The 12,932-nt window shown below is 57.5% G+C and carries 9 protein-coding genes and 1 pseudogene; 6 read left to right on the top strand and 4 right to left on the bottom strand.

Annotated elements, in window-relative coordinates:
- Positions 1-508 precede the first annotated feature (508 nt).
- The 4 genes from AB1E34_RS07485 to AB1E34_RS07500 all read right to left on the bottom strand — a co-directional run bounded on the left by AB1E34_RS07485 (position 509) and on the right by AB1E34_RS07500 (position 4,701).
- On the bottom strand, positions 509-1,039 hold the full coding sequence (locus AB1E34_RS07485) for an amidase family protein (RefSeq protein ID WP_372571715.1): 531 nt from the start codon (positions 1,037-1,039) through the stop codon (positions 509-511).
- 163 nt (positions 1,040-1,202) lie between these two features.
- Entirely contained in the window at positions 1,203-2,180 is a 978-nt protein-coding gene (locus AB1E34_RS07490) for a serine hydrolase domain-containing protein (protein WP_372571716.1), read from the bottom strand.
- Between the two features lie 315 nt (positions 2,181-2,495).
- Entirely contained in the window at positions 2,496-3,263 is a 768-nt protein-coding gene (locus tag AB1E34_RS07495) for an SdiA-regulated/phytase-like domain-containing protein (protein WP_372571717.1), read from the bottom strand.
- A gap of 205 nt (positions 3,264-3,468) precedes the next feature.
- Positions 3,469-4,701, bottom strand: coding sequence for a multicopper oxidase family protein (locus AB1E34_RS07500; protein ID WP_372571718.1), 1,233 nt, complete (start codon positions 4,699-4,701; stop codon positions 3,469-3,471).
- Positions 4,702-4,725: 24 nt separating this feature from the next.
- On the opposite strand from AB1E34_RS07500, the gene AB1E34_RS07505 reads away from it, so the two are divergent.
- The 6 genes and pseudogenes from AB1E34_RS07505 (at position 4,726) to AB1E34_RS07530 (ending at position 12,922) form a co-directional block, all read left to right on the top strand.
- Positions 4,726-5,483 (top strand): IS5 family transposase gene (locus AB1E34_RS07505; protein WP_372571719.1). Its coding sequence is split into 2 segments (ribosomal slippage): positions 4,726-5,047 and positions 5,047-5,483, totalling 759 coding nucleotides; the frame shifts between segments, so codons are not numbered across the junction.
- 59 nt (positions 5,484-5,542) lie between these two features.
- Positions 5,543-5,938 (top strand): DUF1348 family protein, encoded by a 396-nt coding sequence (locus AB1E34_RS07510; protein WP_372571720.1) that lies wholly within the window; start codon positions 5,543-5,545, stop codon positions 5,936-5,938.
- Between the two features lie 20 nt (positions 5,939-5,958).
- A pseudogene (locus AB1E34_RS07515) lies at positions 5,959-6,090 on the top strand (IS6 family transposase); the annotation flags it as partial.
- A 423-nt stretch (positions 6,091-6,513) separates the two neighbouring features.
- Complete coding sequence (locus AB1E34_RS07520) at positions 6,514-7,998, top strand: hypothetical protein (protein ID WP_372571721.1); 1,485 nt, start codon at positions 6,514-6,516, stop codon at positions 7,996-7,998.
- A 125-nt stretch (positions 7,999-8,123) separates the two neighbouring features.
- On the top strand, positions 8,124-12,473 hold the full coding sequence (locus AB1E34_RS07525) for a coiled-coil domain-containing protein (protein ID WP_372571722.1): 4,350 nt from the start codon (positions 8,124-8,126) through the stop codon (positions 12,471-12,473).
- The gene (locus AB1E34_RS07530; protein WP_372571723.1) at positions 12,473-12,922 is read left to right on the top strand and encodes a hypothetical protein; all 450 of its coding nucleotides are present in this window, start codon (positions 12,473-12,475) and stop codon (positions 12,920-12,922) included. The genes AB1E34_RS07525 and AB1E34_RS07530 overlap by 1 nt, the downstream gene beginning before the upstream one ends.
- The last annotated feature ends 10 nt before the right edge of the window (positions 12,923-12,932 follow it).

Below are 12,932 nucleotides of genomic sequence, written 5' to 3' on the forward strand. Positions count from 1 at the left end.
GGGAAAACCCTCTGTCAATCGAGGCAAAATCACCTCGATCAACAGGAAACTCCCAACTCAACAAACCGCGAAACATATCCCGCGTAAGCACAACTCACGCCAAACAGAGCCCATATCGCGGAGCGATTTAGTGCTTGAGCCCAAACTTCCGGATGCTGCGGATTGCACCAATGTCTCCGAAAGGTGAAAAATCCGACATTGGCAGCTTGGAAGGATAGCCCACACTCGCCGCTTGCATCTGAACTCGAAACCGTTGGCTGGCCAAAATAAGCTTGCGTAACAATCAGGCAATACGTGGTAAATTCACTCTAGATCTTGAGTTTGTTCAGTTGACCAAGAAAAGCCTTTTGGTCCTGGGCGATACGAGGATGACCGTTCGCCAGTATCCTTCCGATATATATCGGATGGCGCAAAATGCTTGGGTTCTGCTGTTCGCTGCCCGCCTCGCTGACATCGGCCTTCGGCCGTATATTACAATTGCAAGGACTTTCGAATTCGTCTCGCAGGCTCATCTCGCCAACGCAGCCTCGATAACGCAGGCCAGGCCGAGACACTGGCGATCCCCACCTGCGGACGCCGCGACATCGATCCCGATTGGCAGCTTGCCTTGCATTTGCGGTAAGGGAATCGAGCAAGCCGTCAGTCCATAGGCGTTTGCCACTCGTGTTAAACTCAGAACCTGGCTGGTAAAGGAGACTGCGGTGGCAGGCGTCAAGACGTCCTCGACGAGCGGTGCGGTGACCGGCGTCGTTGGATAGACTAGGCCTGCAAGGTCTCGCATGCGTTCCTGCACGTCGGCAACCAAGCGATCCAGAAAAACAGTGAGTGACCCGATGTCGCCATCTGCAACGATACGGCCCGGACCCAACCTATGCATTGCCACCGGGTCGATCTGATCCGCTTCGACTGCGATCAGCTCTGCGCCAAGCTCCGGGACCAGCACCTGTTCAACGTAGGCCGCAAAGGTTTCGCCATCTTGAACCGGCAGGTGCATGTCCGCATTCACCGACAGGCATCGCTCCTTTGATGAGTTGCCCATTAAGCGAGATGAATGGCGGGATTGGCCAGCGTTGTGAAAGTTCGACCCGCATCAGTTTTTGCTCTCGCAGCGAAGGTCGGCAAAGCGGGCTGCGACCGCAGCATCGAGGGACTGGGTCGGATGTCGGCTCTGGGCCGCGAGTGCGTCGATCAAATATGTAGCTCTACGAAAGAGCGAGGATTGGCCCATTGAGCAGATCGAGGAGCTCTCCGAAATAGCCACCTGACCTTGCGGGTCGCGTCGGGTCGGACGTAATTGCGACCGCAAGCCTGCGTCGTGGATGGGCGGCGATGATCTGCCCGCCATAGCCTCGGGCCAGCGCGTAGCCGCTGGAAGTCAGAAACCAGCCGTAACCATAGGACAAGCCGGAAAACGCAGACTGGCCATGGGGCCTAGTTGATGCCGAGATCCATCGTTCAGGGACGACCTCAGCGCCATCGAACACGCCGCGATCACGCAGCAGAACGGCGATCTTCAGCATCGAGCGCGGCGTTATCGCCATCTCGTTCCCGCCGAGATAGTACCCTTGCGGGTCACGCGTCCAAGAGGGAACATCGATCCCCAATGGCGCGCCCAAACGCTCGCGAGCCTGCGCAAGAAGTGTTTTGCCGGTCGCTTCCGCCAGTGCCGCACCAAGGATGTGTGTCGACGCCGTAGAGTAAATCATCCGCCCACCGGGCTCCGCGACCATGGGTCGGGTGAGCGCATCGGAAATCCAGTTTGGGGAATTGATCCATCCACCATAGTTGCTTCCGGACGTCCGTTCGAGGCCGGCACGCAACGTCACCAGGTCTTCCATCGTAATGTTTTCCGCACCCGGCGTCGCGTTGGTGGGTAACAATCGTGGTGCGACCTCGCTCAATCTAGCCTCCACCGAAGGAATTTCTCCACGCTCAATCGCCGCGCCCAACAGCAACGCAACGATGCTCTTGGAGCAGGATTTGATATTGGCAGGTCGGTCCAACCCCGGCCCCTGGGGCGCCTGCGCAAAAATGGTATCATCCGCATGACGTACCAGAAGGGAATGCAGCTGAGGCATATCACCGATGGCATTGCTCAGGTCCTCGGTTCGCGCCCGCGTTAGGTAGGGCGCGCCTAGCGCGGCTACGGCAGCCAGAGAGAAGGTACGTCGCGTGAACACGGGCTTAAATTGGTGGCAAAATTCCGGCTGTCCAGTCGGCTTATGGAAATTTAATCTCTCAGCTTGGCTTGGCCAATATCTCGCGCCTGTTCGCGATGTCACGTCTACTCGGGAAAAGGACGGTCTAGCGGTGGAACTGCGACCAAGCGGACCAGAAAGCCTGATGACTGCCCAGATAGCACCATCTAAACCGACGGCCTTCAGCGGGTCCGCACTGCGAATTGAGAAAGAGCGAGGCAAAGTCTTCGTTTGGAAAACAACCGCCTTGGTCAGGCGGCTTTCCGTTTTCCGATGTTATCGGGCCAAATCGCGCATTCAGAACATCATGCAGTCCGCTCCCGGTGGCAGTGGCGGCACTCCGGCAGGTAACGTCGGCGTATAGTCGAATGTGACGATTTCCGCCCCACTGTCAAACGCCACGAAAAGCTGGTTCGACCCGGGCCGGATCGCGATACCCTCTGGATCAACGCCAAATTCGAGTAGGCTAACCTGCGCGAGCAACTGCCCCTCTTGCGTGAATTCATAGAGGCTGTTCGACCCCTCCCAATCGTCGACGATCAGCAGGTGACCGGTGCGCGGGTCGATAGCAATGCCCTGAGCTTCGCGCAGCGGCGGATCCAATGCCATCGTATCGATGCGTGCCTTCAACTGGCCTTTAGCGTCAAACCATGACAGGCGCTCCGGATCGTCCTCTACGGTGATGATCTCTCCTGCCGCATTGATGGCTATGCCCTCCGTATCTGCAAATCCGCCAGCCAGGGCGAACGGAGCGCTCAAAGGTGCGCCATCTTTGGTTAACCTTTGCAAGCTGCCAATTCCATCGCCGACCAACAGATGATCGCCTTCGATGGCTATCGCTTTGATCCGAAAGAGATCGCTGCTTATCCGCCGCAGTTCCTCGCCTTGCAGTGTGACCAACAAGGCCTCCGGGCCTTCATTGGCGATCCAAAGCCCGCAAAAGGCCGGGTCGTAGTCAAGACTGGCCGGGCGATTGAGTTCATAACGCCCGGTTTCACGCAGATCCAAGGCATCGAGTGAAAGAGGGAAACAACCTATGAAGGTGCATACGACTTTTCCAAGCACAGCAGGACATCTCCAATGTTTCCTTGAATAGGATCATCGCCGATCACACGATGTCAACGTTGATCCAAACCTGCGCGCCTCGGCGGATCGCGAATGTCCAGGAAACCAGTCGATATACCCCGTGCAAGATCACATTCATCGAGGTTGTGGGTAGCAAGGGCGATTGTGGGCAGCAGGAATGAGGCGGCGAATACGAACCGACTGGCTATGTCACCTCCACCCAGGTTTTCATGCCCGTCGCCGAGTGCCCTAGCATGTGACAGTGCAACAACCACTTCCCAGGGTTCTCAAATACGCAGAGTATGTCTCTACTTTCTCGGGCATTGACCAACGACGTATCGCGAAGTGGACCGAGCGATCCATCTTCGGCGACCTCGTAGAAGTGGTGTCCGTGCAAGTGAATCCCGTGAGGAAATGAGGTGTCGTTCACCAAAGAAATCTGAACAGCAGAGCCGCGTTCCGCCTTTAGCCACGGTTGGTCAGGAAGGTCTGAGACTCCGTTGAAAGACCAGATATCCTCGCCCGGATGTTGTCCTCCCATGGCACCGCCTTGCATTCGAAGGATCTCGCGGCGTTCAGGTTCACCTCTCGGCTTGGCCATATCGTTCGAAGGGAGCGGTAAAATCTCGGCGCTTCTCGGCGACGGATTGGAACCTTCGACGACGATTGCTCCCAAGGCGTAGTCGTCTTGGCCAGTCCAGAAGCTGAACTCAATATCGTCCGCAACATCGGCGATGATGTCGGCCCGCTGGGCGGGAGCTAGGGTGACGGTCCCGAAGTTCTCGACATGTTCAAGTGGCATCCCGTCCAGAGCAACAAGCTTGCCTTCGATCCCCGTCAAATCGAGGGGGAAAACCCTGGCATTTGCAGTGTTGATCAATCTGAGACGAACACGATCACCGCGTCGCACAGAGGACTGAGAAGGAATGACCTTGGCATAATTCCCCATCCGTCCCCCATGGGCGAAATGGAACATGCCGTCGAAGTCGTCGATGAAAGTTGCATCTTCATCCAGCCGCCAGTCGTCGACAATGACGATGATGTCAGCGTCCACGTCAGGTGGCGTGATCTCTTCCACAATGAGGGGTCCGTATAGACCTCTGGCAACCTGCTCCCACGACCGGCTGTGCGAATGATACCAGAACGTCCCTGCATCAGGAGCGACAAAACGGTAGTCGAAGTCCGCACCGTCGAGAACAGCCTCCTGAGTTAGGCCGGGCACACCGTCCATTCCGTTGGATATTCGGATGCCGTGCCAGTGAACGGACGATGCTTCTCCGGTCCGGTTCTCAAAGGTTACGGCCAGTTCTTCGCTTTGCCGAACTTTTAGGAGTGGCCCTGGGGTGCTGCCATTAAATCCGAGCGAAGGGGTCGGTCCGTATTTGCTAGGTTCTGGACCCATTAATTTGGTTGCCGTCACCTCGGCTGCGTGATTCAAACCCCTGAGTTTCAGGGGTATAACATGAGTAGTCTATTTTGGCTGACTGACGAGCAGATGGCGCGGCTTCAGCCTTACTTTCCAAAGAGCCATGGCAAGCCGAGAGTTGATGATCTTCGCGTTCTGAGCGGGATTATTTTCATCAACCGCAATGGGTTACGTTGGTCCGATGCGCCACGTGAATATGGACCACCAAAGACACTGTACAACCGTTGGAAGCGGTGGAGCGATATGGGTGTATTCGCTCGGATCATGACCGGGCTGGCTGCTGAAGGCACGGATCACAAGACCATCATGATTGACGCTACATACCTCAAAGCGCACCGCACAGCCTCCAGCCTGCGGTTGAAAAAGGGGGGCGCGGCAGGCTGATCGGGCGTACCAAGGGTGGCATGAATACGAAACTGCACGCTGTTGCTGACAGCCTCGGACGCCCCATCCGCTTCTTCATATTCGCGGGCCAGGTCAGCGATTACACGGGCGCCAAGGCTCTGGTGAACAGTCTGCCATCGGCGGACTGGCTGCTGGGAGATCGAGGCTATGACGCAGACTGGTTCCGCGAAGCCCTTGATGACAGGGGAATTAGGCCCTGCATCCCAGGCCGACAATCACGCGACAAGCCTGTCCGGTACGACAAGCGTCGCTACAAACGACGCAACCGCATCGAGATCATGTTCGGACGCCTGAAGGATTGGCGGCGGATTGCCACCCGATATGACAGATGCCCAAAGGTATTCCTTTCGGCCATCGCTCTAGCAGCTACCGTGCTGTTCTGGCTGTAAATCAATGGGTCTGGAGCCTAGTCTGGTAACGCTAAATTTTACTTTTGCCGAGGGATACTATGACACCTGATCTGCAGACTGCCCGACAGATGGCGCAATCGCATTGCGATGCTTGGACTGGTCGCAACCCGCAGGATGTCGCCAATCGCTACGCTAAAGTTACTACCATGGTAATGAATGGTGGCGACCCAATGACAAGCCAAGCTGAAATCGCAGAAATGGCGGCAGGCTTCATGGCCGATTTTCCGGACCTTGTCCTAAGACTCGACACGATTTTGGTCGCGGATCACCACATGGTCTATGCTTGGACCTTCGAAGGTCACCACAAGGAGACCGGGAATCATGTAAATTTCTCGGGCTGGGAAGAATGGGACCTCGACGACGATCTAAGGGTAACCCGATCGCTTGGCTGGTATGATGCTGCTGACTACGAACGGCAGGTCAGCGGAGAGTGAAGGCAGCCGTTTTTGAAGTAATGCTCGGCTTCAAGAGCTTCGCCTCTGCTGTCGCGACACTAGCAGGCATCGAAACCGCCAACATGATCCGCAAGGGGCAGCTCGGACTTTCGACAAGCGGATTCCGTCAATTCGCAGAGCTCGCTGAATAACATCCGCCTGCCAATGCGACAGCTCTGACCGACGCCTGAGTTTGCGACACAGCCCGATAGCCCGATCCTGCCGGAGCTGCTCGACCAGATCTCTCAGGACGAGCAGATCGGCACCGTAACCGCGGACGGCGCTTACCCGGAAAACATGTACTGCCGCCATCTGCATCCCGCAAAGGAAGTTGCAGCTTGCGGCAAGGCCCGGTCTGGTGGAACAAGCAAGAGACTTGATCGCACGCGCAAATATGACACAATATTCGCCAGAGCGCGCCCGCGGTTGCCCACTTGCACCAAGTTTTTTGCCTCTCCCTTCGGCTGAGTGCGTTTTGATATTGCAAGCTCGAGTCCGACAAAACGCGCGCGTGCTGTAAATCGCGGTCCAGGTGGGGATGGTCCACGCTCTTGAACTCTGTCGGAGGCTGATTCATGTCGGAATTTTCTGTCCGTGGCGGCGAACTGAAGAAGCTTGTGACACTGGCGAGGAAAAAATCCCTGTCCTTTGCTTTCAACCCGGGGAAGGGGCCAGGCGATCACATGTTCGGGCTGGACCAACGCAAGGCGCCGGATCTGGTGGGCCGCTCTGTCAAGAAATCCGGGCCCGGTGCCAAAGTAGCGTTTGGCAGGTGTTCCGTCGATGGCAAGCTGATGAATCTGGTCACCGAGGAACCGCTGCCGACGATGGCCAAGAAGCTCAAGGCCTTTCTGAAGCTCAATGGCGCGCCGCTCAACGTTCTGGTTATGGGACCCGATGGAACGGTGTTTGAATCCGACGTAGACGACGATGACAGCGATGCTTCGGGCCCGGATGCCGCGAAACCGAAACCGTCCGCGGACGTTCCGGAAGCGTCGGAGCAGCCGGAAGACGATCGCCCCGACCCGCGCGATCTGGTGCAACGGCTCAAGGACATGCACCCGAAAGCGCAGGTGGCGCCCGATCCGCAGCGTGCCAAGCTTGCTGCCGCTTTGACACAAGTGGCCGAATTGATCAAAGGTGCCAAGCTTGCTGCGGCTGCGGGCCTGCTGGATAAATTGGACACCGCTCTGGAGGGCCTTGCCCGGCCTGCAGAGGATCAGAACAAGAAGGACGATGCGGATCCGAGACTGGAGAAATTGCGCCAGGCACATGCGCGACTGGGCGAAGCTGTCGCCGCGATCCCTGATACGGCGTTGCAGGGAAAGCTGGACCAGGCGCTGAAAAAAATTGCCCAGATGCTCGATGCGGGCAACGTGGAGGCCAGCACCAAGGGCATCAAGACGGTCCAGGCCGCGTTGCAGAAGGCTGACACATCAGCAGGTAAAAGCGCGGCCATTCCAGAGCCACCGCCTGCTCCGCCCGTAGACATGGCCGCACTGCGTGGTCAACTCAAGTATCTGGCCAGCCAGATCGCGGCTTCGGCTGGTGATGATGCACCACGTCGCGCGGCCCTGGCTGGCATGGCGCAGAATGGCAATGAAGCGCTGAAAGCCGAAGACCCGGAACAGGCGATCACATATATTGCGGAGCTGCGCGAAGCCATGCGCCCGGAACCGATCGACAAACCGTTGACATTACCGATCTGGCGCAATGCCAAGGACGACACGAACGATCAGCTTGGCCGCCTGCAAGAGGCTATGAAAAACAGCGGTCTGTCGCTTTTTGAGAAAATCGCGGACGCCGGGCTTCACAGTGCAACCGAAACCCGACTGGTTGCGATGCAGGTCGGGTTGCTCGAACTCGACGCTGCATCAGACGCTGCCGCCCGCAGCAAGGCCGAGCAGAAACTACAGACCGCGATGCAGGACATGCGCAGCTTCATCGACACCAGCCCGATTTTGCCGCTGCTGGATGCGAACCCGCTGAAAGTTCCATTGAAGATAAGGGCGACCCTGTCGGACGCCCTGGATAAAATCGATCGCGCACTGGCCGCCTGATCAGAAAGGGTCGCGTCATTCCTGAGAACGGCAATAGTAACGACAAAGACAAGGACGAAGGTGGTCAGGATCTCTGGTCGTCCGAAGACATTGCCTGGGGGGAATCGCTGGCAAGGCTGTACGGTGTGACTGTACCCAAAAGCCAAGGCGTACCGACCGGCCGCGACAGCGGCACCTCGGATCAAGAGGATGAGGACAACAGTCAGGACGAGAATGTTGATCCCCCGGCGCCAAATCAGAACGATGACCGGCAGGAAAAGGACGATCAGGAAGACGACGACAAGCCGAATCCTGACGATCCTGATGACAATGATCCGGAAGAGTATGAAGCCGACGATCTAAGGGAGAGACTGCGTCAGCGTATCCGGGCAGTCGTGCCCGAAAATGCCACCAACGAGACCGTTGTGCCGGAATCGGATCCCGCCGATCTTACTGCTGTGATGTTGCGTGCCGAAAGCCTGTTGATCAGTATCGCCACGGCGAATCTGGAGACGCTGAAGCAATACGAAGCGGCGGATGTTCGCGACATCGAAAACGACGTGCGTGATGTGGCGCAGAAAGTGGCGCAAAGAAAGACCGAGGCACATCGGATCGCTGAAGCCGAGAGCAAGATCGCCCCCCATGAAGCGGCGGACACGGACGAATTGCGGAGCTTGGCGGAGGCGCGCAAAAAGGTCACCGACCTTCTGGCTGTCCACCCTCTGACCGACAAGAACCTGTCGGATGCAGATGTGGCGCTCAAAGCTGCGCAAACTCTGGAAACAAAGATCTTGCAGGATGCGCAAAGCCGGATCGAAGAAGGAAAACGCATCGCGTCGGAAGTCGAGAAGCTGAAAGATCATCCCGAAGCCGAAGATGTGGAAAACCAGACTCTGGCTCAGGCCCGCAAGAACGTCACGGACAAGCTGGCCGAGATCCCCTTGACGCAAACGGTTCTGGAAGATGCAAACCAGTTGCTGGCGTTGGCCGCAAAAGAGGCCGAACGCATTGGTCAGGCGGTGGATGACCGCAAAGAGGAAAAGAAGCGGATTCTGTTGGAGGTCGAAAAGATCAAAGACGATCCCGACGCGGACGACACTGAAAAAGGGGCCTTGGCAACCGCATGCAAAAAGGTCCGGGACACTCTCGACCAAGCCCCGCTGACCGAAAAAATACTGGAGGGTGCGCGAACGCTGCTGGCCGAGGCGGAGCAACAGGCGGAGGGTCTTGTCAAAGCAGCGCAATTGCGCCGCGACAAGCACAAGGAAATCAAGGAAGACGGTGACGAGGTGAAGACCGTTGGCGTTCTTTCCGATCAGATCGAAAAGCTGGAAAACGCGCGCCAGGCGCTGAACACTGCCTTGTCCGAACCGTTGAGCAACAAGAACAACGAAACCGCGGAGATCAGGCTCAACGAACTGAAGAAAGTTGCCGAAACCATTGATGAGGAACTGAAGATTCTGGGCGGCAAGGACGGGGTTGATGCGCTGTGCGATGAGGCCGGGGTTGATCGCGACAAATATGCGGACCTTGAACGCGGGCTCGGCGGCCGCAAAGAGATGCTGGAGAACCGCGCCGTCTTTTCAGCCAAGGAACTTGGCGCGCTCTGCAAGGCCTTTGGCGGCGCGGACAAGATTGGACCGCTGATCAAGGAGTTGGACGGTCCGGGTGAGCTGAAGAAATTGCAGGACGCGCTCGGCGGCGCTGAAAACCTGGTCACGCTGACAACCGGCACCAAGCTCGATGGTGCCGGGATCAAGAAGCTCTGTTACGATCTTGGAACCAAACTGGTTGCTGATATGCTCAAAGCCGGCGTCAAAGCGGACGATATCGGCAAGTTGCACGCGGCAATTGGTGACGCGGCACCCAATTTTACGCAACTGGCGGCCGAGGCCGGACTGGACGGCAAACCCAAGGCGCTGATGTCACTCTTTTTGACAGGATGCGACGCCGACGCGGTCAAGTTTCAGGCGTTCTGCAACGGTTTCGGCGGGGACGATGAGGCAGACAAGCGCAAGCGTGCCAGCCTGAAGGGACTGGTAGATAAGGGCGGGTTGGGCGACGCGCCAGAGGCATTCGGCGCGTTGCTGGCCACGGGCTGCGACGGCGACACAGCCAAGCTGGTCGAATTCGGTGCCGAGTTCGACACGGACGACAAACGTGACGCTTTGAAACGGATGCTGACCGATGGCGGCCTAGCGGGCAAGGCGCCTCCGCTTGTGGACAAGGATGTCGACCCGAAATGCCTGGCCCTGATGTTGAAGAATGCCAAGGGCGACACCGGAGCCGCCAAAGCAAAGGGCCTGGCCGACTTGTTTGCCGAAATGGACATATCGGCGTGCACGAATTTCAAAACCACATTGACGGATGGCGGCCTGGGACAGGCGCCGGAGGCCTTGGGTCATGTGCTGAATACGGGATGCGACGGCGACGCTGCGCGCCTCAAGGAGTTTTCCAAGGCCTTCAAGGACGAAACATCGTCAGCGGCGCTAAAACTGGCCCTGACCGAAGGTGGGCTGACCGGCAAGTCGCCGCCTCCGCCGCTTGCGGCTGGCGACATCGATGCCCAGTGCTTGGGCCAGATCCTGAAGAATGGTGCCGGACCTGCGCCTGGAACCCATGCGCAGCAGATGGGCAAGGTTGCGACGCTTTTGAAAGGGCTTGGCAAGTCCGATTGCGGGAACTTCAAAAAGGTTCTTTCCGAGGGCGGCCTGGGGCAGGCACCGGAAGCTATGGGGCACTTGATTGGTATCGGATGTGATGGCGAGCCGGGAAAATTGACCAAGACGCTGGACGCATTTGACAGCGAAGATAAGCGCAAGGGTTTAGGCAGATTACTGAATAAGGGCGGTTTTGATGGCAAGGCGCAGGATGCCAACGGCAAACCCAAAGTCGATCCGACATGTCTGGCACAAATGCTGAAACATGGCGCCGGCGACCGGCCCGACACGGCAGTAGGCGATGAAAACACCCGCCGTGCCGAGAAACTGGCAGCTTTGGGCGAGGGTATGGACGAAACCCAATGCACCAATCTGGGCACCTGTCTGGACACCGGCAAGCTGGGCACCGAGCCCGAAGTTTTCGGCAAACTGGTTGGCACCGGCTGCAAAGGAGATCCGGCCAAGCTCAACGCTTTGACCAAGGAATTGAAAACCGACCCCAATGCCGCCAATCTCGCCAACTTGCTGCAAAAGGGCGGAATGGGCACGAAGGATCACACGGGCACCAAAATTGCGGCGACTGATGTGGCGGATACGTCTTGTCTGGCCAATCTGTTTGAACCGGGCTGCGACGGTGATCCAGCAGAACTGACCAAGCTTCTTACCGCGCTGAACGATACAGGCACCAGCCCCACCGCGCTTGGCGATCTGAAAGGGGTGATGACCGAAGGCAACTTGGGCAAACATCCCAAAGTCATCGGCAAATTGTACAAGCAAGGCTGTCTTGACGACCCCAACGGTGCCCATGACGGAAAGAAGAACCCCAATGTTCTGATCGACATGGTGGGTGAATTTGCAGATCCCGACGGCCCGGAACTGTTCAAGAACATGCTAAAGGACAGTGGCTTTGCTGAAGGTGGAAAAGAGGACCGCCTTGCCAGCGTGGTGCAGCATGCCTTTACCCCGCCGCGGGGTCCGAACAAAGGCAAGCAGCAGTCCAAATCCCTGCGCAAGCTGGCCAAGTCCTTTGACGGCAAATTTGCCGACTTAAAGACGACGATCAAAGCGTTCGAGGACGCACCGGATCACGTGCTTGAAAAGTCAAAACCCAACGAACCCAACCAGCCGGGCAAGGGACTCAAGAACGTGATCCATGCGGAGCGGTTCAAAGGTGATCCGACCAAATTGAAGGCCGAGTTTTTTGACAAGTTGAACACCCGTGCAACCGCAGCCCCAACGGCGACCGAAACTGTCGATCCATGGCACTCAAAAAGTCCGCCGCGTATGGATATGACAGAGTTGTTGCAAACCGCTGCCTCGTTCGAACATGAACCCATTGGAGCGGCACAGGTCGCGGTGGATTGCGGTGCAACGGGCACCATCAACATGGACATGGATCACGCTGCAGGGCGGCACACCCGCAAGCATTGCAAGTTCTACATGAATGGTTCGCCGCAAATGGGCACGACCCTTTATCCCCGCACGGTCAATACGGCCGAACTCAAGAAGAAGACAGAAGAAACCGTGAAGAACGGCGTCGCGATTGACAACGGTCAGCCGGCTGCAAACCGGCCTTCGACGGCACCGCCGCCAGCGGGGCCCCGCCGTACGCCACCCGAGGATGATTTCGATTTCTACGGCAACTTCTGTAGTACTCAGGGCAACGACAACGAAGGAATCAGCAACCGCATAGGCTTTTCCAAGGTCGGCGCTCCGCCCTATTCGGTTGGGCAGGTGTTTCCTAAGCCGCCCCATGCCAAACTAGTGTCGGTGAACAACAATGATATGATCACCATCGACAATATTCTGAACAACAAAAACGGGGCACTTTATTGATGAACGCAACCGCCGATGTCACCGCCGAATTGGGGATTGCGTTCCGGGATGGGCGCGTCGTGCACGAAGACGGGTTTGCCGACCTGTCCCCGGAAAATGTGCTTGGGCTGGACAGCCAAGAGGGCGTCCTTGTCTTGCGCCACGGCGATACGCATTGTCAGCTGGGCGATGTGCTGTTGAACCTCGTCTCAACGGTCTGTGTCGAAATTCCGTCCCAGCTCGAGGCCGGAGAACAAGCGTGGTTTGGCGCCTATGCTTCCGAGATGGTAATGTCGTTCCGGCCTTCGGGCGACACGATTTCCGTGATCGACGAAGGCATTCCGCCCTACGACTTTCCCGCGGCGCCCCTGATTGCAGCGCTCCAGGCCGCCGGTCAGCGCTATGGCGTACTACTGCGCGCGCTCTGGCCCGACGCGCCGCAGGATGTCCTTGACCAGTTTAGTGCTTAAGTGGTGCCGC

Origin of the sequence: Ruegeria jejuensis, assembly GCF_041537905.1 — a bacterium.
GTDB lineage: Bacteria > Pseudomonadota > Alphaproteobacteria > Rhodobacterales > Rhodobacteraceae > Ruegeria_C.